Source organism: Okeanomitos corallinicola TIOX110, assembly GCF_038050375.1.
Taxonomy (GTDB): domain Bacteria; phylum Cyanobacteriota; class Cyanobacteriia; order Cyanobacteriales; family Nostocaceae; genus Okeanomitos; species Okeanomitos corallinicola.
This window is the reverse complement of the sequence record NZ_CP150886.1, coordinates 3,931,011-3,954,113: the sequence shown is the minus strand read 5'-3', so window position 1 is coordinate 3,954,113 and position 23,103 is coordinate 3,931,011. Positions and strand designations below refer to the sequence as shown.

20 protein-coding genes are annotated in these 23,103 nt (G+C 37.0%); 10 read left to right on the top strand and 10 right to left on the bottom strand.

Annotated elements, in window-relative coordinates:
* The first annotated feature begins 51 nt into the window (after positions 1 to 51).
* Positions 52 to 2,685 (top strand): DNA polymerase III subunit alpha, encoded by a 2,634-nt coding sequence (locus WJM97_RS17315; protein WP_353930026.1) that lies wholly within the window; start codon positions 52 to 54, stop codon positions 2,683 to 2,685.
* Positions 2,686 to 2,694: 9 nt separating this feature from the next.
* Here the strand turns inward: WJM97_RS17315 and WJM97_RS17310 are convergent, their stop codons facing one another.
* Entirely contained in the window at positions 2,695 to 3,513 is an 819-nt protein-coding gene (locus WJM97_RS17310; protein WP_353930025.1) for a DUF2887 domain-containing protein, read from the bottom strand.
* A gap of 172 nt (positions 3,514 to 3,685) precedes the next feature.
* Between WJM97_RS17310 and WJM97_RS17305 the strand changes: the two genes are divergently transcribed.
* Together WJM97_RS17305 and WJM97_RS17300 are read left to right on the top strand one after the other, a co-directional pair.
* Positions 3,686 to 4,432: a thioredoxin domain-containing protein gene (locus WJM97_RS17305; protein ID WP_353930024.1), complete on the top strand. Its 747-nt coding sequence runs from the start codon at positions 3,686 to 3,688 to the stop codon at positions 4,430 to 4,432.
* Between the two features lie 98 nt (positions 4,433 to 4,530).
* Positions 4,531 to 5,235, top strand: coding sequence for a CAP domain-containing protein (locus tag WJM97_RS17300; protein WP_353930023.1), 705 nt, complete (start codon positions 4,531 to 4,533; stop codon positions 5,233 to 5,235).
* A 326-nt stretch (positions 5,236 to 5,561) separates the two neighbouring features.
* Here the strand turns inward: WJM97_RS17300 and WJM97_RS17295 are convergent, their stop codons facing one another.
* Positions 5,562 to 6,800 (bottom strand): transposase, encoded by a 1,239-nt coding sequence (locus tag WJM97_RS17295; protein ID WP_353930022.1) that lies wholly within the window; start codon positions 6,798 to 6,800, stop codon positions 5,562 to 5,564.
* A 359-nt stretch (positions 6,801 to 7,159) separates the two neighbouring features.
* On the opposite strand from WJM97_RS17295, the gene WJM97_RS17290 reads away from it, so the two are divergent.
* The gene (locus WJM97_RS17290; RefSeq protein WP_353930021.1) at positions 7,160 to 7,549 is read left to right on the top strand and encodes a hypothetical protein; all 390 of its coding nucleotides are present in this window, start codon (positions 7,160 to 7,162) and stop codon (positions 7,547 to 7,549) included.
* Positions 7,550 to 7,635: 86 nt separating this feature from the next.
* On the opposite strand, the gene WJM97_RS17285 is transcribed toward WJM97_RS17290, so the two are convergent.
* Both WJM97_RS17285 and WJM97_RS17280 read right to left on the bottom strand, forming a co-directional pair.
* The gene (locus WJM97_RS17285; protein ID WP_353933200.1) at positions 7,636 to 8,214 is read right to left on the bottom strand and encodes a Uma2 family endonuclease; all 579 of its coding nucleotides are present in this window, start codon (positions 8,212 to 8,214) and stop codon (positions 7,636 to 7,638) included.
* Between the two features lie 125 nt (positions 8,215 to 8,339).
* Entirely contained in the window at positions 8,340 to 8,726 is a 387-nt protein-coding gene (locus tag WJM97_RS17280) for a hypothetical protein (protein WP_353930020.1), read from the bottom strand.
* A gap of 109 nt (positions 8,727 to 8,835) precedes the next feature.
* On the opposite strand from WJM97_RS17280, the gene hslO reads away from it, so the two are divergent.
* Both hslO and WJM97_RS17270 read left to right on the top strand, forming a co-directional pair.
* Entirely contained in the window at positions 8,836 to 9,747 is a 912-nt protein-coding gene (gene hslO, locus WJM97_RS17275) for an Hsp33 family molecular chaperone HslO (protein ID WP_353930019.1), read from the top strand.
* 150 nt (positions 9,748 to 9,897) lie between these two features.
* Positions 9,898 to 11,997 carry a chromosome segregation ATPase gene (locus tag WJM97_RS17270; RefSeq protein ID WP_353930018.1) on the top strand — a complete coding sequence of 700 codons (2,100 nt, stop codon included), beginning with the start codon at positions 9,898 to 9,900 and terminating at the stop codon, positions 11,995 to 11,997.
* Between the two features lie 125 nt (positions 11,998 to 12,122).
* On the opposite strand, the gene WJM97_RS17265 is transcribed toward WJM97_RS17270, so the two are convergent.
* From WJM97_RS17265 to WJM97_RS17255, 3 genes are all read right to left on the bottom strand, one after another.
* Positions 12,123 to 12,887, bottom strand: a complete 765-nt coding sequence (locus WJM97_RS17265; protein WP_353930017.1) for a hypothetical protein — start codon at positions 12,885 to 12,887, stop codon at positions 12,123 to 12,125.
* A gap of 61 nt (positions 12,888 to 12,948) precedes the next feature.
* Positions 12,949 to 13,818 (bottom strand): DUF2267 domain-containing protein, encoded by an 870-nt coding sequence (locus WJM97_RS17260; protein ID WP_353930016.1) that lies wholly within the window; start codon positions 13,816 to 13,818, stop codon positions 12,949 to 12,951.
* Positions 13,819 to 13,950: 132 nt separating this feature from the next.
* Complete coding sequence (locus WJM97_RS17255) at positions 13,951 to 15,324, bottom strand: ATP-binding protein (RefSeq protein WP_353930015.1); 1,374 nt, start codon at positions 15,322 to 15,324, stop codon at positions 13,951 to 13,953.
* Between the two features lie 113 nt (positions 15,325 to 15,437).
* Between WJM97_RS17255 and ppk1 the strand changes: the two genes are divergently transcribed.
* Both ppk1 and WJM97_RS17245 read left to right on the top strand, forming a co-directional pair.
* Positions 15,438 to 17,603, top strand: coding sequence for a polyphosphate kinase 1 (gene ppk1 / locus WJM97_RS17250; RefSeq protein ID WP_353930014.1), 2,166 nt, complete (start codon positions 15,438 to 15,440; stop codon positions 17,601 to 17,603).
* Positions 17,604 to 17,777: 174 nt separating this feature from the next.
* A complete protein-coding gene (locus tag WJM97_RS17245) occupies positions 17,778 to 18,185 on the top strand; it encodes a response regulator transcription factor (RefSeq protein WP_353930013.1) in 408 nt (135 codons plus the stop codon).
* A gap of 137 nt (positions 18,186 to 18,322) precedes the next feature.
* On the opposite strand, the gene WJM97_RS17240 is transcribed toward WJM97_RS17245, so the two are convergent.
* The gene (locus WJM97_RS17240; protein ID WP_353930012.1) at positions 18,323 to 18,505 is read right to left on the bottom strand and encodes a hypothetical protein; all 183 of its coding nucleotides are present in this window, start codon (positions 18,503 to 18,505) and stop codon (positions 18,323 to 18,325) included.
* 155 nt (positions 18,506 to 18,660) lie between these two features.
* Between WJM97_RS17240 and WJM97_RS17235 the strand changes: the two genes are divergently transcribed.
* Positions 18,661 to 19,212, top strand: a complete 552-nt coding sequence (locus WJM97_RS17235; protein ID WP_353930011.1) for a DUF2854 domain-containing protein — start codon at positions 18,661 to 18,663, stop codon at positions 19,210 to 19,212.
* Between the two features lie 219 nt (positions 19,213 to 19,431).
* On the opposite strand, the gene WJM97_RS17230 is transcribed toward WJM97_RS17235, so the two are convergent.
* Positions 19,432 to 19,692 carry a chlororespiratory reduction protein 7 gene (locus tag WJM97_RS17230; RefSeq protein ID WP_353930010.1) on the bottom strand — a complete coding sequence of 87 codons (261 nt, stop codon included), beginning with the start codon at positions 19,690 to 19,692 and terminating at the stop codon, positions 19,432 to 19,434.
* 80 nt (positions 19,693 to 19,772) lie between these two features.
* Positions 19,773 to 20,978 carry a histidine kinase gene (locus tag WJM97_RS17225; protein WP_353930009.1) on the bottom strand — a complete coding sequence of 402 codons (1,206 nt, stop codon included), beginning with the start codon at positions 20,976 to 20,978 and terminating at the stop codon, positions 19,773 to 19,775.
* A gap of 700 nt (positions 20,979 to 21,678) precedes the next feature.
* Here WJM97_RS17225 and WJM97_RS17220 point away from each other — a divergent pair.
* Positions 21,679 to 23,061 carry an S-layer homology domain-containing protein gene (locus WJM97_RS17220; protein WP_353930008.1) on the top strand — a complete coding sequence of 461 codons (1,383 nt, stop codon included), beginning with the start codon at positions 21,679 to 21,681 and terminating at the stop codon, positions 23,059 to 23,061.
* Positions 23,062 to 23,103 lie beyond the last annotated feature (42 nt).

Genomic DNA, 23,103 nt, shown 5'->3' with positions numbered 1-23,103 from the left:
GCTAGAGTATTTTTAGGTTTTAAATTTTTTAGCTTTAATTTTTAATTACTTATGTCTTTTGTACCTTTGCACATTCACAGTGATTATAGTCTATTAGATGGTGCTAGTCAGTTACCAGAATTAGTAGATCAAGCAATATCATTAGATATGCAAGCGATCGCCTTAACAGATCATGGTGTCATGTATGGTGCTGTAGAATTAATTAAAATTTGTCGTAGTAAAACCATTAAGCCAATTATTGGTAATGAAATGTATATCCTCAATGGTGACATTGAGAAACAAGACCGCAAGCGTCCTAAATATCATCAAGTTGTCTTAGCTAAAAATACTAAAGGTTATAAAAACTTAGTAAAACTCACCACTATTTCGCATTTGCAAGGATTTCAGGGAAAAGGCATATTTGCTCGACCATGTATTAATAAAGATTTACTCAAACAATATCATGAAGGTTTAATAGTCACCAGCGCTTGTTTAGGAGGAGAAATTCCCCAAGCCATACTTAGTAATAGACCAGAAATAGCGAGAAGAATTGCCAAATGGTACAAAGAAGTATTTGGTGAAGATTTTTATTTAGAAATTCAAGATCATGGTTCACAAGAAGACAGAATTGTGAATGTAGAAATTGTCAAAATTGCCCGTGAATTAGGCATTAAATTTATTGCCACTAACGACTCCCATTATATTTCTTGTTTTGATGTTGAAGCACACGATGCCTTACTTTGTATTCAAACCAGTAAGCTAATTACTGAAGATAAAAGAATGCGATATAGCGGTACTGAATATCTCAAATCAGCCGCAGAAATGAAACTACTATTTCGGGATCATTTACCTGATGATGTCATAGAAGAGGCGATCGCCACAACAGTTGAAGTAGCCGATAAAGTCGAACCTTATCACATCATGGATGATCCCAAAATCCCTACTCCCGACATCCCTTCCGGTCATACCCCTGATACCTACGCCGAAGAAGTAGCATGGCAAGGTTTACTAGAAAGATTAAACCGTAAATCTCGCAACGAAGTAGAACAAGTCTACAAAGAAAGATTAGAATATGAATTAAAAATGTTGCAAAAAATGGGTTTTTCTACCTACTTTTTAGTAGTGTGGGATTACATCAAATTTGCCAGAGATAATAACATTCCCGTCGGTCCCGGTCGGGGTTCTGCGGCAGGTTCATTAGTAGCTTATGCCATGAAAATTACAAACATTGATCCCGTTCATCATGGCTTATTATTTGAAAGATTTTTGAACCCAGAACGGAAATCAATGCCTGATATTGATACAGACTTTTGTATTGAAAAACGAGATCAAGTAATTGAATATGTAACTAAGAAATATGGGGCTGATAGAGTCGCCCAAATTATTACTTTTAACAGATTAACATCAAAAGCAGTCTTAAAAGATGTCGCCAGAGTATTAGATGTTCCTTACAGCGAATCGGATAAAATGGCAAAAATGATTCCGGTAGTCAGGGGAAAACCAACAAAATTAAAAGTAATGATTTCCGATGACACCCCAGAACCGGAATTTAAAGCCAGATATGATAATGATGCCAATGTTCGCCATTGGATAGATATGGCCATGCGCATAGAAGGAACTAACAAAACTTTTGGTGTTCATGCCGCAGGTGTAGTTATTTCCGCAGTACCATTAGATGAAATTGTCCCTTTACAACGCAATAATGATGGTTCAGTAATTACCCAATATTTTATGGAAGATTTAGAATCATTGGGGTTATTAAAAATGGACTTTTTAGGATTAAGAAACCTGACTTTAATTCAAAAAACCATTGATTTAATTGAAGAAAGTAAAGGTTATAAAATAGACCCTGATGAAATTACTGGACAAGAAAGAAAAGCACAACATATATTAGCCAAAGGGCAACATAGTACACTACCTAAAGAAGTACAAAAAGCTTATTCACTATTAGAATCAGGCGATTTAGAAGGAGTATTTCAGTTAGAGTCTTCTGGAATGAAGCAAATAGTTAGAGATTTGAAACCTTCTAACATTGAAGATATTTCTTCTATTTTAGCATTGTACCGTCCTGGTCCATTAGATGCGGGACTAATTCCTAAGTTTATTAACCGTAAACATGGTAGAGAAGAAATTGAATATGACACAGGAATTTTAGAACCGATATTAAATGAAACCTATGGAATTATGGTGTATCAAGAGCAAATTATGAAAATTGCTCAAGATATGGCAGGTTATTCTTTAGGACAAGCCGACTTACTGCGTCGTGCGATGGGTAAAAAGAAAGTCGCAGAGATGGAGAAACAAAAAGAAAAGTTTATTGATGGGTCAACCAAAAATGGAGTGAAAAAGCAAGTAGCAGAACAACTATTTGCGGATATGTTAAAGTTTGCCGAATATTGTTTAAGTTATGAAACTGAAATTTTAACAGTGGAATATGGCTTTTTACCCATTGGGGAAATTGTCGAAAAGCAGATAGAATGTAATGTATTTAGCGTAGATAAAAATGGTAATATTTATACTCAACCGATAGCCCAATGGCATCATCGGGGAGTCCAAGAATTATATGAATATTGTTTAGATGATGGTTCAAAAATTAGGGCAACAAAAGATCATAAATTCATGACTACTGCTGGGGAAATGTTGCCCATTGATGAAATATTTGAGAGAGGTTTAGATTTATTACAAGTCCCAAATTTACCAACCTAAATTTAGTTTTTAGGTTTGGGATTTTAACCACTCATCTAAATCATTAATATTCCCAAAATCTAACAATGCTTCTCCCAAGTCTTCTAACTGTTCTATTGTCAAATTGCTAATGGTTTGGATATAACTATCTGTCAATTTTCCAAACCGCTTGGATAACTGACGCAAAAGTAAATTCGTTGCTTCTTCTTGCTTCGCTTCTTGATATACCTTAGTTTGTTTAATATCATTGACTAAAAACATCACTTCTATCTCCTGACGGGTTAATTGTGAAAACTTGGACAGCAATACAGTTTCCAATAAATCTATGATACCTTCTCTTTCTGTGTTGTTGGCAATTTCTGTTTTGGTTCTGTTCATCAAGTTTTTGACTAATTCTGGTGCCTGATTTTCTTTACTGACAATTAATTCAATTAACCCCATCCCAATTGAACCTGATGGTATTTCATCTAAATAAATTCGTTTGATGCGACCATTATTAACCAATTCTTGTTGGTAATTAGTCAATTCTGCCACATCCAAACTACGTTTTGCAAATAAAGCTACAGCTTGCCAATCTTGTTTGGGTTTATATTGATTGAGATAAATGTTGATTTCTGTAATCAATTTCCAGTAAAATTCTGGTTTGTTTTGAAATTGTACCTCAACAAAATAAATGGGTTTTTCCACATTATCTGGCATGAATATTCCATCAAATCGGAAGGCTTTTTCTTTGACTTCTACAGAGGTAAATTCATAACCTACTGCATTTTCTGTAGGTTCTCCGAGTAATTCAAATAATAAAGTGTGGAAGGTGAGGAAGATTTGATAAAATATTGTGTCTGTGTGCATTGTTTATGATAACGTTTTTCTAATCTAGAACTTTATAAAAATTTAACTCATAATATCTACAAACAACACAAATATTGATAATATTACCACCAATGTAAAATTTTTTGGCAAATTGTAATCACAGTCACCACTTTCAAGTAATCTAGGTAAGGTATTTATCGGGTATTTTCTCATGTTGATAATTTTTAAAAATCTGCAAATCTGGGTAACTATCAGCTTAATTTGTTTATTTCTTAGCTGGTCATTTCCAGCCCAAGCTGACATCAAAATTGACCCCAAATTAGAACAACAAGTATTAGAAATTATCCGTCAAAATCCTAAAGCAATCATCGAAAGTGTGCAAGTATATCAACAAGAACAGCAACAAAAAGTTCAACAAAAAAGACAAAGTTTTTTACAAGATTTAAGACGCAATCCTCAAGCTATAATTGGTGATTCTCCTACCACAGGTGCAAAGCAATTTCAAACTGTGCTATTAGAGTTTTCTGACTTTGAATGTCCCTATTGTGCCGAAGCACAAAAAACCCTCAAAAGCTTGTTAGCAAAATATCCCAATCAACTTACCTTAGTTTATAAAAATTTCCCCCTTGTTCAAATTCATGACCAAGCTTTACCCGCAGCCAAAGCAGCTTATGCAGCAGAACAACAAGGTAAATTTTGGCAATATCATGATGCTTTATTTGCAAATCAAGAAAAGCTGGGAGAAAGTTTATATTTAGATATTGCTAAAAACTTGAATTTAGATTTAGAACAATTTAAACGTGACCGCAATTTAGCAGATACAGCAATTCAAAAAGATATCCAACTAGCTAACACACTGGGACTTTCTGGAACACCTTCTTTCATTATTAATGGTAAAAATGTGTCCGGTCTGGTGAAGTTATCAGAAATTGAGGGTATCCTCACTGTAGATAAATAATATCTAGCCATATCAGAACATCCCCGGTTTCTTTCTTATCTCATTTGAGAAGTCGGGGATCTGGATTTTCCCACTTTAAAAAATCACAGAGGTAATTAATGAGTAATTTTAAATTTTGGTTATTACTACCTATCACCTTAGTAGGTGGTTTTTCTCACCAAATTCTACAATCTAAACAATCAATAGAAGAACCAAAACCAGAAATATTAAAATCTGATTCTTCTCAACTATTAGCACAAGCTAATTACCTTTCACCTCTAGAACAACAAATCATCAACGAAACTAACAAAATTAGAACTAATCCTAAATCCTATATACCGATTTTAGAAAACTATCGTCGGCGTTTTCAGGGGAATAAAGTCAAATTATCTCGTAATACTTATTTAATTACTCAAGAAGGAGTAAAACCTGTTGATGAGGCGATCGCTTTTTTAAAATCAGTCCGTCCTGTAGGTGCTTTAACTACCTCTAAAGGAATGTCTTTAGGTGCAAAAGACCACGTTAAAGATCAAGGACCAAAAGGTGTTACAGGTCATAATGGTAGTGATGGTAGTACCCCTTTTACTCGTATTAATCGTTATGGTCAATGGCAAAAAACAGCAGCAGAAAATATTAGTTATGGTTCTAATACTGCCCAAGATATTATCATGCAATTAATTATTGATGATGGTGTACCTTCACGGGGTCATAGAACTAATATTTTTAACCCTGATTTTAAAGTAGCTGGTGTTGCTTTTGGTATTCATAAATCCTATAGACAAATGTGCGTTATTACCTACGCAGGAGGTTATATAGATAATTAAATTTAGTTACTAATTAAGTTATGAAGAAAGTTGATCCGGCTATTATGACCAAGATTAAGTTCCAGTTATCACCAAAACCTTCAAAAACTCAAAAGTAGAAAGAGGGAAAAACAGGCTTTGTGCTAGTTAAAGCCAGATGGGTCATAGAAAGAACCAACTCTTGGATGGAACGCTGTAAAAGTCTAGTCAAAAATTTTGAGCGCACTTTGGATCATGCCACCACCAAGATTAATCTTTGTTTGGCGCGCCTCATGCTTAAAAGACTAGCCACTGGTTAGATAGATCCCAAATGGGTTCTATAGTTCCAAAAAACATAGACAAATATCTCATGCCTTTCGTTGGCCGGGAATAACCCCGACGGGGCGAACTACAACGCCCCCTATCCCTAGACTAAAAGCTGTCGGGACTACTTTTCGTAAAATATTCAAACTACCATTGACATCAGCATGAATGAATAAACCATTACCTGCTCTATAAAGTTTACTTTTGATTCTGCGACCACTAAATTTAACTTCTTTCGAGTCAACTTTGCCATAAGTAGGAATCACATCTTGGTCTAAAAAAGAAGCTACAGAAGTGTAAGACTCCTCAGAAACCAATACATTTATCCCCACTAATTTCGCTTTATAACTCAACTGCTGTACAAATCGAGTATGGGGAATACAAACAAAGTTTTGATTATTTCTACTGCCCAAATTCCCATTCTGTTTCCACAAGGAATTTTGACCTATTACTAAAGTCCCAATCCCACACTTGACTAAATGGTTAATAATTAAGCGACTGGCTTTATGCAGATAATCATCTACTCGAAAATTCCGTTTTTTAGTTAAACTTTGTAATCGTTTAGAGGTCTTTTGATGTGCAGGTAGTAAAGATTGTAAATTGGCTTTTCTTTGATTATAATAACGATTAATTGATTTGATAATCCGCCCGGAAACCAGAACTGGTGTAAATCCCGGCTGGTTTGATGTTAAGGTTGCTAGATTATCTATGCCTAAATCAATCGCTGCTATAGCATTACTGTCTAAACCATAATCTGTTTCCTCTTTTTCATAGACAACTTCTACTACATAATGGTCAATCTTGGGGACAATTCTTACTTGATTTAGATAACAATAATCTACTTTTGTAGGAATGTGAATCTGTGTTTGTGACAGATGAATCAACCCAGATTTCATTTTGGGTTTACTCACTGCTTGGGCTGTATAAACTAATAAATGTCTACCTTTTTCTTTGTGTTTATATTTAGGTAATTTGGGTCTACCTAAAAATTTGGATTTATCTTCTGCATAAGCTTTAATTGCTGCAAAAAAACTTAACCAGTTGCGATGTAGTCCTAATAATACTTGTTGGGCTACTTTGGCTGGTAAGGCCTGGTATGGTTCTGTCCCTTTTAATTGTTTTGCTAAACAATTGTAGTCAAGATATTTTTGAGCAAAGATGAAACTTTGGCGAATGTGAAAGTTAGCATAATTGTAGAGGTTTTTGGCAGCAAAACATAATTTATCAATCTCCTGATAATGGGGATGATTTCTTTGAATGATATGCCGCTCGACTACTTGCATACACTAGCTAGTTTCTATGAATATTCGCCCATATATACTAACATATCTTAGATCTGATAATGCACAAAATTCTTGCTCAGTTCCCTTTGCACAAGAAAAGCTGTATAAGTGATTTTAGCTGACTTCTGTGTGATTAATGACTAGAGATGACTATATTTGTCTATAAATTCGGCGAATTTTACCAATACTATGAAAATACGTCTCATAAATTGTTGTATATTCAAAGTAGTTTTCATGGAATTAGATCACACCTAATCATTCTCTTCCTTTCTGACTTTGTATCTTTGCGGTTTTGCGTGAGATTTTTAAATAGGGAATAACTTTTCAAAAGTAGACAAACTTAATATCCAGAAAAACAAATGAAATCATCAGTTATTATCAAAACACTAATCACATCCTTGGGTTTTTTAGTATTATTCAATCCCAGTCAAGCATCAGCACAAATTATACCTCAACCTTGGGTTTCTGTAGGTGGAAAAGATGGTGATGTTACTTATGCTGTAGGTGCCAAAGCATTAAGTTTAGGTTTTGAAGTGGGAACAGGTGAAGATGGTGCTACAGGTGCAGACATCTTAAAATTTCTCAAATTACCTGTAATTTCCCCTTATGTGGGAGTGGGTTACTATTCAGAAGATAAGGGAGTTGCTTTTTCTGGTGGTGTCCACGCAAACGCCACTAAAAATATTTTTCTCGGTGCTGGATATCATTCTATACGTGGTTTTAATGGACAACTAGGAATAAAATTCTAAATTGATATTGGAAAGACAAATATGCCGATGACCCTTGAAGAACTGAACTGCTGCATAACAGCTTACCCATGTTCTTAATATCATACCTACCAAATCTTCCCCATCTGCAAAACAAATCCAGGTAAAATAGAATCACAATTAACAACATCAGGACTTTCCAAACATTCCTCAACTTCCCCAGAACGATAAACATAAACCTGCCGATTTTGACGGTCAATTAACAACCCCAACTGTATACCAGGTTCTTGCATATATTCATTCATCTTATCCTTTAAAGATTGTAAACTATCAGTAGCAGAACGTAACTCAATTAAAAAATCAGGACAAATAGGAGCAAACCTTTTCTGCTGTTCCGGTGTCAAACCATTCCATCTTTCTAACTTTATCCAACTAGCATCAGGAGAACGTTCTGCACCAGTAGAAAGTTTAAAACCTGTACTAGAATCAAAACAAATTCCCGTCCCATCTTTTTCAGACCAAACATATAACTGTCCAGCAAGATTAAAATTACGATTTCCTGTTTCCGAACCCGTAGGTGGCATAATAGAAATTTCCCCAAACTTATTTCTTTCAATCTTCAAATCACCATTTAACTGACAAAACTCAAAAAATTGATCATCAGTCATAGAAGCAGGCATTTGTAAAACCAAAGGAGAAGAAAACATCATCATTGACTCCATAAACAAATTACCTAACAAAAAATAACAAGGTGCATCCAAAAAACCTCCGCATCTTGAACACACCCCAAAAATAAACTTTAAACCTTTGCGTTTTTGCGGGCAAAAAATTCTTATCCCTTCTTACCCGTTAAAAACTCTCTCAAACTTAACAAACTCGCAGTCTGACCTAAATCCAAAGGTAACATTGATATCCCTTCCAACCGGGACTGTACCCAACCATCACCCCAATACCACTCATGAAAACCATCAATTCCCCCACTGAGAATTAACCGCAAACAATTATTTCTTGCCACATCTACATGATGGTGAATGGGAACTAAACCTGTATAAGTAGTAAAATCAAATCCTGATGTTAATTTCTCCGGCATTCCCAAAGAAAAACTTTGTCCGACTAACCATTTTTGTAGCTGTGTAGGAATTAATAAACTATCGTGAATAGCATCAGCGGATGCTGCAATTTCAATTCTGATTTGGCTTTGTTGAAAAGTACCTAGCATAATTAGTTTGTAATTGGTTCTTTAACTGTCACCGTGGCGTAGCACCTGTCACCTGCCCCCAGAGAACTTACAATATAAAAGTATCTTGTTAAGAATTGTAAGGTTTTTCATGGCAGATCAACTAATTAGAGCGACAGCAGCCGGTGGAGGAATTAGAGCGGTGGGAGTATTAACCACACGTTTAACCGAAGAAGCACGGGTGCGCCATAAGCTATCTTACGTAGCCACAGCAGCATTGGGAAGAACAATGTCCGCAGGGTTACTAATGGCTTCCAGCATGAAACGTCATGGTTCTAGGGTGAATGTGCGAGTCAAAGGGGATGGACCACTGGGTGGTATATTAGTAGACGCAGGTTTGGATGGTACAGTTAGAGGTTATGTACAAAATCCATCCGTAGAACTACCTCCCAATGCCAAAGGTAAACTAGATGTTGGTGGTGCTGTGGGTAACGGCTACCTCTACGTTGTCAGAGACATTGGTTATGGATATCCTTACTCTAGTACGGTTCAATTAGTTTCTGGAGAAATTGGTGACGATATAGCTCATTATCTGGTAAGTTCAGAGCAAACACCTTCAGCTTTAGTTTTGGGTGTATTTGTAGGATCAGAAGGTGTGACTGCTGCTGGAGGGATACTCATACAAGTTTTACCAAAAGCTGCCAGAGATGAAGCCTTAGTCGCCACATTAGAATCACGGGTTTCTGCTTTATCGGGGTTTACGCCATTATTACAAGCTGGGAAAACCTTACCGGAAATTTTTCATGATCTTTTAGGAGATATGGAATTAAGCATTTTCTCAGACACTCAAATGTTGCGCTTTCATTGTGGTTGTTCCTTTGAAAAAGTTTTGGGAGCATTGAAAATATTAGGGGAAGCAGAACTAGAAGATATGATGATCAAAGATGATGGTGCAGAGGCAACTTGTGATTTTTGTGGCAATGTTTACCAAGCTAATAGTGAACACTTGAATCAACTAATTGTGGATTTACGAACGGAAGCATCATCATCTAGTCAAGTATAGAAAAATACTAATTTTTTTAGTTGCAAATGATATCTATGGGGATAGATTATGAAAAAAATAGCTTTTTAATGACCGAAAAGCAAGTTAGTATGGCAAAAATGGAATTCTCAGTTTGACCTAAATTCCTATTTAATTACTTTGGTGTGTGAGATGACAGAACGGGATATTTCAAATAATTGGTCTCCAACCAGAGCTAGAAAGCCGGATCAAAGTACACAATTATCCCGAACTCCAGAAGTCGGGACAACTCAATCATCTGGTGTCCCAGCTACTGGTTACAACTTAAAATCAGTGACGCAACAACAAGATAAAAATTCAGAAACCTTGCCCACAAATCACTCAGAGCCAAAATTTAACATCAACGGTATAGTTGAAAAATTGCCTCGTTGGATGAAAAGTTGGGTATTGTGGTCAATAGTATTAACTGTAGTTCCTAGTGGCATAGGATTTATTTCTATGTCTATGCTGCTCAAACTACCATCAGCACCCAATTGTCCACAAATATTTTGGCCGTTAGCCAGTGCTTCAGTGAGGTTACATTGTGCTTCCCTAGCGGCTTCTAAGCAAAATGTCAATGATTTACTGCAAGCGATCGCCTTAGTCCGAGATTTACCCAAGGATCACCCACTCAGAGGGCAGATTAATGATTTGCTGGAAGAGTGGTCTAGGGATATTCTCCAGTTAGCCGATCAGAGTTTTCAATCTGGGAACTTGGATGAGGCGATCGCTACTGCTAGACAAATTCCTGAAAACCTAGAAGCTCGCAGCATAGTCGAAGAGCAAATTACCAAATGGCAATCCATCTGGTCAAAAGCAGAGGAAATTTACCAGAAATCAGAAACAGAACTACAAGAAAGACGTTGGCAATCAGCTTTTATGCTCTCAGCCAAACTTTTACGGGTCAATAATAGATATTGGTCAACAACAAAATATGATGAACTAAATAATATTATTGTCACAGCCAGGGAAGATGGCGATAAACTTGATCAAGCTGAAAGTTTAGCTAGAAGACGTTCAGTAGATAACTTACTAGAAGCGATTAAATTAGCCAACTCCATTAGTTCCAATAGTTATCTACATCAAAAAGCCCAAGAGTTGATTCCTGATTTTGGCCGCAAAATCCTGGACTTGGCCGAAGCGAGAATGAAACGACGAGATGCCGATAGAGCTTTAGAAATAGCTAGACAAATTCCCTCAATTCCGTCATTACAATCAGAAATTGATGATTTCATTGTTTTGGGTGAAGCAAAACGCAGTGCTTGGGTAGGTACAGTTACTGGTTTAGAAGTAGCCATTTCCCAAGCTCAACAAATAGACGCTTCTAGGGAAATATACAATCAAGCACAGGAATTAATTAGTCGTTGGCAAATAGAAATTGAAGATGTTTCTCGCTTAGATAAAGCTAGAAATCTAGCTAGTCAAGGTACAATAAATTATTTAAATGCGGCTATTTCCGAAGCCCAAATGATTCCCAACAATAACCCCCGCGCTCAAGAAGCTAGAACAGAAATGAGCCGCTGGCGTTCACAGGTAGAATCTATAGAAGATCAACCTTTTTTAGACCGGGCTGAACAAATGGCTCTCTTAGTAGATCCCGTCTCCCTACAAGCAGCGATCGCCGAAGCCAGTCAAATCCGCTCTGGTCGTGCATTATATCCAGCAGCACAGAAAAAAATTAAGAACTGGACAGCGCAAATACAACGCATCCAAGACCAACCTTACCTAGACGAAGCTAGGATGGCCGCATCTAGTGGAGATTTGAATACCGCAATTAGTAAAGCTCGAAGATTAGCCAATTCTGGCAGGGCGCTCGCAGGTGAAGCACAAACAGATATTGATTCTTGGCAAGAACAAATTCGTGCTAGAGACAACTGGAGAAAAGCTAGACAAGTAGCCGTTACTGGTACACCAGAAGCTTTAGTAGAAGCCATCCGGTTAGCTGATCAAGTATCTAGCCGTAACATCCTCCGCATGGATGTCAACGTAGCAATTGATCAATGGAGTCAGCAAATCTTACAAATAGCAATTTCTCAAAGCACATCTGATATTACTAGAGGTATTGAGACAGCTAGGTTAGTTCCTCGTGGTAGTTCAGCTTATACAGATGCTCAACAACAAATCCGAACTTGGAAAAGATTTTTGATGCCACCACCAGCACCCGTAGCAACCCCGGACTTACTACCTACGCCATCATTTACTCCAGTACCGATAACGGAACAATCTTCAGATCCCATAGACGACAATTTGTAGTTTGTAATTACAAATTTCAATGAGCGATTATAAATTATTCACATATATAAAAGGGGACAATCTTGAATTATCCCCCTTTTTTTTGTTGATCATTCATTATCATTACTATTTAACTGCTGCTGGGATTAATTCAAAAACACTGAACCATTACTCTGAATTCTCATAGCATTTCTATCCTGGTTAATATCTGTAGTTTCCTGTAATCTCACCTCTAAACTTCCTATTTCTGAAGCAGGTTCAGGTGTCACCATCAACAGTCCCCCATCTTCCCTTTGAAATGTCACCGTCGCTGGTGTACTTAAATCTCGTAGGGTAACATTTGACTGACCAGATAAAATTCTTGGTGGTGTGTCACCAATTACTTGATAAGAGATTTTTGCATTCGTATTATTGATTAATTTAATATTTGCTTTGCCATTTGCTAAAGCAATTTTAGTAATGGGATCTTGTCTTTGTGCTGTTACTGGGGGTGGTAATAAAGTAACAGGAGGACGGGTTGGTAATGCTGATTGTAAATTGCTTTGTGGATCAAGACGTTCAAATTGATTATAAGGTGGTTCATTAAAAATACTCGGATTGGGATTAAGCAGAGAAGGTGCTTCACCACCAACACCGAATCTATTTTGATCTGGAAACGGAGTAATAATAAAAGGAATAATTCCTAATTCCATCAAGCGTAAAGTAAAAGCATTAGGAGGACATCCAACGGGAACTAATACCCGATAGTTATGAGGTTCTTCATAAAAAATACCGGGACAAGGATTAACTTTAGGAGTCAATGGTTGTACAATTTTTTGAGCCATTGCTACTTGAGAAATGGCTGGTAAACTCATCAACAAACCACCACAAATAATCCCCAAAACTTGAGCTTTTTGGTGAAAAATCATCATATTTTCTCCTGTTATCTGATCTTATATTTTAGATTTATTTCTGTCTGAAACTATCAGCTGCTTATGCTTGTTCCCAAAGTTGGCGAATTTTATCAGGTAACCAAGTAGAAATTTCTTGAATTCTTGCTGCTGATAGTTCATTTTTTGTGGCAGAAAATACAGCTTTAATTACCTTTTCTACATTGACATTACTAGGCATTCCCCCTTCATTTGCGACTCGGAATAAAAAGCGATCGCTATCAATTCCTCTAAAGATTCCTCTCGGTTGTAAAGGTGGACGTATCCGGCTTAAAAATGATACAATTGGGTTAGTATCATGCCACAAATCAGCAATTTCTAATTGCAGAGATTTATCTTCACTTATTTCTGCCGCTTCATGTAGTTCTGCTTCTACTCTATCAGCAGCTTCCGTAGTCATTAAATCCCGCATGACCCGAAAAACAACTTCCGTTAAATCTCTGGCATCAAAAATATCTGATAAGCCACTTTTAACCATGACTTTTTCTAAAAAAGGTAAATCTTTTTCGGCAATAGCAATTGTTTGTTTCTCATCTGAAATGATTGGGGGATTAACTTCTAATTTCTCTAATAGCTTTTGTCCTTTTTCTGTCATTTCCGCTTTTTTAAAAGTTATTAAATGCGGTAAAGGTCCATCCGGTGCGCCTAGAGTATTAGCAATTCGCAAATCAAATTCTTGGGGATGAACTAAATCAGGAACATCTGCTTGCGTTGCGTAGGCATTACCTGTAAACTCAGCATTAATATAATGCTTTTGGTTTAAATAATCTAAATGTCCCAAAAAATCAGATATTGTAATTCTATGGCTGGGAAAATCATTTTGATGAAAATGTACCTCGTGCATCCCTTCACCAGTTTCTTTGATTTTTTTTAGTAAGGTGTAGGTAATATCATTTCTAATCGCAATTGGCATATTTTCCTATAGTTATTATTTTTCATGTTGCACTATATTCAGACTAATAAGTAAATATATTTGTCTCCCTCTACCTCAAGAAACAAATGTTGAATATATAGCAGTTATTACCTATTACCTATTACCTATTACCTAGTCAAAACTAACTGGTAAAATCACAGTAAAAGTAGTACCTTTCCCAACAATACTATCAACTTGGATTTGACCTTGATGATGTTCTACAATAGCTTGAGCGATCGCTAAACCCAAACCAGAACCAGTGGTAATTTTCTGACTTTCCCGACCTTGATGGGTACGCGCTGGATCTACACGGTAAAATCTGTCAAATAACTGAGGTAAGGACTCACCAGGAATACCAACTCCCGTATCACTGATTTTAATTTGTAAATAAGAAACACTGTAACGAATTCCTACAAGTCGCTGTAATTCCACCTCTACACTTCCCTGGGTAGGTGTATATTGCAAAGCATTACCAATTAAATTTGTAAATAATCTCACTAATTCATCCCAATTCCCTATTAAAGTTAGCCAATTTTCTTGTAACTCTGGATCTAGTTCTAAGGGAGGATCAACTAAATTGAGAGTGAGGGTAATAGCTTTCTCTTTAGCTAAAACTTGTTGTTCTTCCACCACTTCTATCAGTAAAGCATCCAAGGGACAAGAAGAAAAAACATCTTGACTAATTCCACTATCTTGTCGTGCTAGAAATAATAAATCATTGACTAATCTACCCAAACGCTGAGTTATTCTTTCTATTAACCTTAATTGTTGACGATAATCAGAAATATTACTAGATTCTAAGTCTAAATCAGCCAGTGCCACTTGGACATTAGTCTGTATTAAAGCAATAGGACTTCTCAGTTCATGGGAAGCATCAGCGGTAAACTGCTTGAGACGTTGATAAGACTCCCCCACCGGTTCCATCGCTTTACCAGAAAGAAACCAACCACTTGCAGCTACTGAAAGCACCATTAAACCACTACCCAAAGCTAAATCAAAAATTAACTGACGACTGGGTTTAGTAACCTCAAACCAAGGATGACTAACACGCAGATATCCTAAAACCTGTCTTCCCATTTCTACTCGATGGGTAACTTGTCTTAATAACAGTTCTGAGTCTCCCCATCCCCCCATTCCCACTAAGCGCACGGTTTCACCAATACGATGACCATGAATGGGAATATGCAACGGTTCAGAAAAAGTAGACCACTGTAATTCACCGGTGGGGCTAAACCATTCTAGGTCAATCCGGTCATCTTCGCCGTTATCCGCATTATTACGAAAACTGGCTTCTATATTTACCCGCAATTTATTAGCTTGGAAGTTAACAGGTTCAATCACCAGGGATCTTTCTACTACTTCCACTACATGATTTAAGGTATCGTCAATTCTTTCTACCAGGGTGCTGCGGACATATAAATATACTCCAGTGGCAAACAAGAGTAGTAAGATAGCAGTAACAGCAGTGTACCAAAGGGCAAGACGGCGACGGGTTGCTTGAAACATATTTCCAAAGTGTTAAATATTTCTTAACCAAAAATTACTATAGTAATTAACTTAATTAAGTTAACTGATTGTCTACCTTGTGCTGCGTGAAATCTACTAGTCTTTAAATAACCATGCCAAAATCTAAAAAAATTACCCCTACTATTGATTTAAGTGATACGCAATACTATATTAACCGCGAGTTAAGCTGGTTAGAGTTTAACACTAGAGTCTTACATGAGGCTTGTGATGAACGGACACCTCTATTAGAACGCCTGAAATTTTTGGCTATTTTTAGTTCTAACTTAGATGAATTTTTTATGGTGCGCGTTGCTGCATTAAAACAGCAGGTAGAGGCAAAGGTTAATTTATTAACTCCCGATGGCCGCACGCCGCAGAAACAATTAGATGATATTAGACTGCTTTTAAACCCTTTAGTCACCAGACATAATGAACAGTTTAAGAAAGTTTTACAACCCCTATTAGTTAATCATGGTATTTATATTCTTGATTACATTGAATTAAATGTTCAACAACGTAATTATTTAGACGAATATTTTAAAGAACAAATATTTCCGGTCTTGACTCCCCTAGCTGTTGATCCTAGTCATCCTTTTCCTTATATTTCTAATCTCAGCTTAAATTTAGCAGTTGTGGTCAAAAACCCGGAAAAAGGGGAAGAATTTTTTGCGAGAGTCAAAGTTCCTAAAGTTTTACCAAGATTTATCCCTTTACCGTCAGAGTTAAGAAATGAGGATAATGGCAAAGTCGTTCATTGGGTCGGTGTACCTTTAGAACAGGCGATCGCCCACAATCTAGAATACCTGTTTCCAGGGATGAAAATTATTGAATGTCACCCTTTCCGCATTACTCGTGATGCTGACTTAGAACTGGAAGAAGACGAAGCAGATGATTTACTATTAGCCATTGAACAAGAACTGCGTAAACGTCGCATGGGTGGAACTCCTGTCAGGTTAGAAATTCAATCCCAAACCCCAGAAGCATTGCGTTCTCGTTTGTTACAAGATTTGGAATTAACTGAAAACGACATTTATCAAGTAGATGATCTGCTAGGACTACGGGACTTGATGTATTTTATGTCCCTACAACTACCAGAACTCAAAGATCCACCACGTCAGTCCGTAGTACCTTCCCGTCTACAACGCCTCAGAGAACCAAATATAGATCCAAATTTATTGGAAATGGAAGAGGGAAAAGACTTTTTTTCTGTCATCCGGGAAAAAGATTTACTGGTGCATCACCCCTATCAGTCATTTACCGGTACAGTCGAAAAATTTATTACTCATGCAGCCTGGGATGCCAACGTTTTAGCTATCAAAATGACTCTTTACCGGACTTCCGGTGATTCACCCATTGTCAATGCTTTAATAGCTGCCGCAGAAAATGGTAAACAGGTTTCTGTGTTAGTGGAGTTAAAAGCACGGTTTGATGAGGAAAATAATATCTACTGGGCTAGGCGTTTAGAAAAAGTAGGTGTTCATGTTGTCTATGGTTTGGTAGGTTTAAAAACCCACAGCAAAATTGTTTTAGTCGTCCGACGGGAAAAAGACCGCATCCGTCGTTACGTCCATATCGGTACTGGAAACTACAACCCAAAAACGGCAAGATTATACACAGATTTAGGTCTGTTGAGTTGTCGGGAAGAATTAGGGGCAGATTTAACCGATGTGTTTAACTTTTTGACCGGATACTCTCGCCAAAAAACCTATCGGGAGATACTAGTCGCCCCTGTAAATATGCGCGATCGCTTCTTGGGACTAATTAACCGAGAAATTGAAAATGCTCAAAATGGTTTTTCTGGGCGGATAGTTGCCAAAATGAACTCCTTAGTTGATCCACAAATTATTACCACTTTATATAACGCCTCCCGTGCTGGTGTAAAAATAGACCTGATTATTCGCGGTATTTGTTGTTTACGACCAGGACTGAAAGATATTAGCGAAAATATCCGCATTATGAGCATTATTGGCAGATTTTTAGAACATTCCCGGCTTTTTTACTTCTATAACAATAGTCAGGAAGAAATTTACATCGGTAGTGCTGACTGGATGCGTCGCAATTTAGATCGGCGCGTAGAAGTTATTACCCCTATTAAAGACCCAGATATTGCCAAGGATTTACAAGCAATTCTGGGAATTATGTTGGCTGATAACCGCCATGCTTGGGATTTACAATCAGATGGTAGTTATATTCAAAGAAGACCAGGTAATGATTGTCCAGAAGCCAATTCCCAAAAAACTCTCATGTCTATGGCTTTATCATCAGCAAGTATCACTTAGGGTTTTCTGATAGCGTACTGCCAACGCGTAAAAGCCAGGTATTCTTGATTCATAGTACAAACACCCGAATTAATTTGTGGTGTTAGAGGCATTTATTCAACCGAAAGATAGATTCAATACTGGTAGTTATTCCCATACACTATGACTAACTATATATAATTTTCTTTTTCGGGAATGTTAATGTTGTCCTGTGAATCTTCTTCTTTGAGAGTTCTGTTAGTTGACGATCATGAACTAACTCGTTTAACCCTACAATTTGCATTTTCTGGACAAGAGAATATGGAAGTCGTAGGTTTAGCAAGTAATGGTCAGGAAGCTATAGAAATGGTTGAATGTTACCGACCTGATGTCATTGTGTTGGATCTACAAATGCCTGTGATGGATGGTTGGTGTGCCTCTAGTTACATTAAATCCATATCCCCAAAAACTCAAATTCTGGCTTTCTCTTCCGTAGAAGACGCAAGTTTGCAGCAAACAAAGGCAATGTCTAGTTTTGATGAAGTTTGTAAAAAAGATACTCCTACCAGTGAACTTCTAGCTTTAGTTAGACAGTTAGGTCAGCGTTTTAAATGTAGTCATTAACATCATTTACGTACGTTTGTTTTAATGCTTTAATATTTATCTTATTTGTTTAACCTAGTCATGGGGCATGGGATATTGGGTTTTTCCCCTGCTTCCCCTGCCTCCTTGTTCTGACAGAAAGACTTTCTCAACAAGCCCTAATTAGTTCCTTCTTCAGGTATGGTGCGTCTAAATTCATCAATTAGATCATCTAATTCGTCCAATGCCTGATTGACATCAACTTTTAAAGTTCCTAAATTTGGTTTTTCTAGTAAACTCAGCAGGTATTCACGTTTACTCTGAACAGAGGCAATTCTTTCTTTGATTGTTTGAATATCCATTGTGTTATTCCTGTATTTCCTGTTCTTAATTAAACTTAACGCAAAATGGGCTGAAGCTGATCAATCAGCACAAATGTCCTGAGTTCTCCGAGAAGTTGCTTTCTAAGAGATGATAATAAAACTAAGATATTAAGAAATGATAAATACTTTCAATTATGCTGGGCAAAATTTCTTTAGGAACACTTGGTTTAACCGTGGGTAGCACATTAACCATCATTGGCTTTGTGGCCTATGCTGCTGATAACGCGACTCTCAACCTAGTCGGTTTTTTTTATGGCATTCCTCTATTGTTAGGAGGATTGGCTCTCAAAGCTAATGAACTCAAGCCCATACCCTTTAGTCAAGAGACGACACCAACGGTATTAGCACTCAGGAAAGATCAAGCAACTGTCACTCAAAATAAGATCCGTAAGGACATCACTAGATTCTGCTACGGACAAGAAGCGCATTTAGACCGAGCTTTAGAATTCTTAGGTCTGAGTCCTAATGATGATGAAAGACCTGTTGTAACTGGTTTAAGAGAAGCAGAAGTAAATGGTGCTTATTCTTTAACTTTAGAGTTTGATTCACCTTTTATCCCTTTGGATAAGTGGTTGCAAAAACAGGAAAAAATGAATAAGTTTTTCGCACCTAATGTAGAAGTAAAAGTTACGCAGCCTGATGAAGATAGAATTGAACTAGAGTTAATTACTATTAATCAACAGTAAGTAGTACAAGCAGTCAGGAGGCATAAAGTAGTAGGCAAAAGGCAGGGGTAGTTAGGAGAAGATTGATTGCCCAATGCCCAATGCCCATTTAAGTACCTGGGCAAAATTAATTGCACATTTGGGAAAACAATAGAAATCTCTGTATCTCTTGTCTGTCACCTGTCACCTGTCATCTGTCACCTTCCCTAAATATGAAATTTATTTTGCACGACTACTTATTCACTTTTCTAGCCTCACTGCATACCACTGTAAATATTTGCCAGGTTCAATATCTAATTCACAACCAGTATCAATTAAATATTGTGCTTGTTCTGTTACTGATGAAAATTTTTTTATATCTTGAGGCAGGTCATCAAATGAGATTTTCTGTAAAGTTTTGACTAATTTTTCTAATAACTCTGCTGCTGTCAGAAACTGTTCTGGTTGATTTGTTTCTAAAACAACAAAGTTATCTTCTTCATACATTAACGGATGTGGCATTTTTTTATTTATAGGATTTGTGCGTAACAATTTAGAAGTCAGGATTAAATAAATAAAATAACTGACTACTGACTATTTATTTAAGATGGATAAACTGGTAACGTAAAATGAAACCATGAGCCACCACCAGGGTTTGAGTCTACCCAAATTTGACCATAGTGCGCTCTAATAATACGCTGGCATAAGGACAGACCAATCCCATACCCATCTTTGCTTTCATCCCGTTCTAGACGAAAATGATTTTCAAAAATGCGATCGCGGTTTTCCAGAGGTATCCCCGGTCCATTGTCACCAATACTAAACTGCACTTTTTGAGTGGTACGATGGAGAGCAGATAAGCTAATGATGCCCCCATTAGGTGTGTACTTAATCGCATTATCTAATAAATTCACTAAAACTTGGCGGATGCGTTCTGGATCTGCATATACAGATGGCAGGTCATTAGGAATATCTGTTTCTACTTTTTGGGATTTAGCAATGCAGCGATCGCCCAGTTCTGCCAATACCTCCAAACTGATTTTACTTAGCTCTAGTCTTTGAGGTATGATCGGCAAATCCGTATCATTACCACGGCCTACTTGTAAGAGATCAGCAATCATCCGATCAATTATTTTTGCTTGAGCGCGAGCTTGTTTAAGCAGGTGTTCAGCCATTAATGGCTTTAAAGTTTTGAACTTACCCTGTTCTAAATCATAGTTATTTTGAAGCGTCTCCATTGCGATTGAAGCAGCAGTTAAAGGATTACGCAGGTCATGGGCTAACATAGACATAATCCTATCCTTAAACTGTAGCTGTTCTTGCAGTTTTTCTTTTTCCTGCTTCAAGTCAAAAATTTCATCGGAAAGTTTAATTAACTCAGCCGACACAGCAACAGAATGAATTGTAGATGTAGGTGATGTCACATATCCATTCTCATCAGAAAGTTCTTTCAAGTCTTCGTGTAACTTCAAAAATGCTTCCGCCGCTGCTTGCCAACGCGGCCACCAGCTTTTTAATTGAGCTATGATGTTACTCCCAGCCAGAGTCTGTTGAGGTTCTGGATGGATTTTCACTAAAGCGGGCGTTGCTACTAACTTAAAATGTTCAGCTAAATAAGGTTGTTGACCAACATCAATAATTTGAAGTTCAAAACTATACTCAGCCTCTAATTCTCGTAAGTAGGCGCGTATTCTCTGTACCTGTTGACGAGATTTTGGCCGTCCGTCAACAAACAGTAACAGCTGGAGTGGAGCCTCAGAATAGATAGGCTGATCCTGGGAAACTTGCATGTAATCTTGTTTCAGCACTGGTAACAACCTGGCGACACTTTGTAGGAAGTGAAATCAACTAACGATGGTCTATGGTCGTTGTTATCTTCCAATTTAATATCTATTTTATATTTTTCATACACTCTGATAAATATCTCACAGCTGATAGATAACTAAGCTTAAAATTTCCCATCACTCTCAGAAAGCAGCCTCGAAATTATTCCCTGCAAACATTAAGTTTATTTACCTTGAATAAAACAAGGAAGATACTAGATAAGTTTGATTATGGCATTAATTCCCAATCATGACAAACCTATGTTCAGCTTTTGCAACTGCCTGACATGGGGACTTTGCGAGTATTAATTTTTCAGCGTACTGTCTTTAGCTGATACTTTTTAAGAATCACTAAAGCCTAGTATTAGTGAGCTTGATTTTTATTTTCCTGTGAGCTAGGTTTTAAGAGATTATTCTCTTATATTAGCACTAGCAGCAGCGAAATAACAATTTTCAGATAGATATAGAGAAATGTATCCCCTGTTTGCTTAATCAGAGTTAAATCCTATCTTTAGCTCTATTATCAAGGATAAATAGAATCGTGCAAATGTAGAGCGTATTCATAAATGAACAAATCTATATCTACGCTTTTTGTAAGTTATAAATCCTCAAACATTGTGAAATCACCACCGATAACAGAAATGCTAGTGTAGAAATTGAAAACAAATTAATTTGTGGTCTTCCTGTGATACTGTCCAAACCCCCAGTCTTATTTTTCAGTATAGCTGTTTTAATTTCTACATTAACTGCCTGTGATAACGGATCAGCAGCTAAGAATTTAGAACAGTCTTTAGCAGCAGATACCAGACTGCAAAGCAACCCCATAGTTTTTGGGGAAACTAAAAGTCAGGCAACACCAACACCGTCTTTAGTTTCTTTACCTACTAACTTTCCCGAAAACATTCCTAAATATCCTAATGCCCAATTAACAGAGATTGAAACGGCTAAAAATTCTGATAACAAAACCGATAGTCGCATTTTAACTCGTTGGCAAAGTGCTGACCCTAGTAATGCGATTACCGACTTTTATAGAAGTCAATTTAAAAATAAGAACTGGGAAATTTTACAACAACCAAAAGATGACACAGAAGGTACTTTTGAAGTCAAAAATGATAATTTATTCTTCAAGGTGTCAATTAAACCTAAATCAGTTACAAATGCAAAAAATAACCAACCTCAAACATCAACAGAATTGTTAATTGAATATACACCTATTAATATAACTAAAACTGAATCTGACTTAGCCAAAAATCCCAGTGTATCACCTTCAATCAATAAATCTGAATTTATAGGACCGAACTTACCTGTTAATAAAGTTGACAATGCAGCTAATAAAGAAGTAAATAACGATACTGAAATATTAAAATCTATAGAATTTAGTGACTTAAATAAAGTTCCACCGGAATGGCGGAAACAAATTGGAGATTTAGGTAAATTAGGCGTTTTATCAATAGCTACAAAGCCAAATAATAGTGTTTCTATGGCGACCAATAGTCAATTATTTGAGCCTGACAAAACCATTACCCGCCGAGAATATGCCCGTTGGTTAGTTGCTGCTAATAATGTCATGTATGCGAATAATCCAGCTAAAAAAATCCGTTTAGCATCTACTAGCACTCAACCAGCTTTTAAAGATGTTTTACCTCAAGATGCTGATTTTCCAGCTATTCAAGGATTAGCAGAAGCAGGATTAATTCCTAGTAGCTTATCTGGGGATGCAACAGCGGTTTTATTTCGTCCTGATGCACCTTTAACCAGGGAAAACTTATTGCTGTGGAAAGTCCCCTTAGATACTCGTCAAGCTTTACCTAATGCTAATCTAGAAGCTGTCAAACAAACTTGGGGTTTTCAAGATACGGAAAAAATTGACCCCAAAGCATTAAGAGCAATTTTAGCTGATTTTCAAAATGCTGAACAGTCAAATATTAGGAGAGTGTTTGGATATACGACTCTTTTTCAACCTAAAAAAGCTGTAAATCGGGCTGAAGCTGCGGCGGCTTTGTCATATTTTGGCCTTCAAAGTGAGGGTATGTCAACAACTGAGGCTTTGAAGTTAAAAGGTGAGTAAGCAAGTCAGGGTTTAGTATTTCTTAATCCTATCATTATAGTT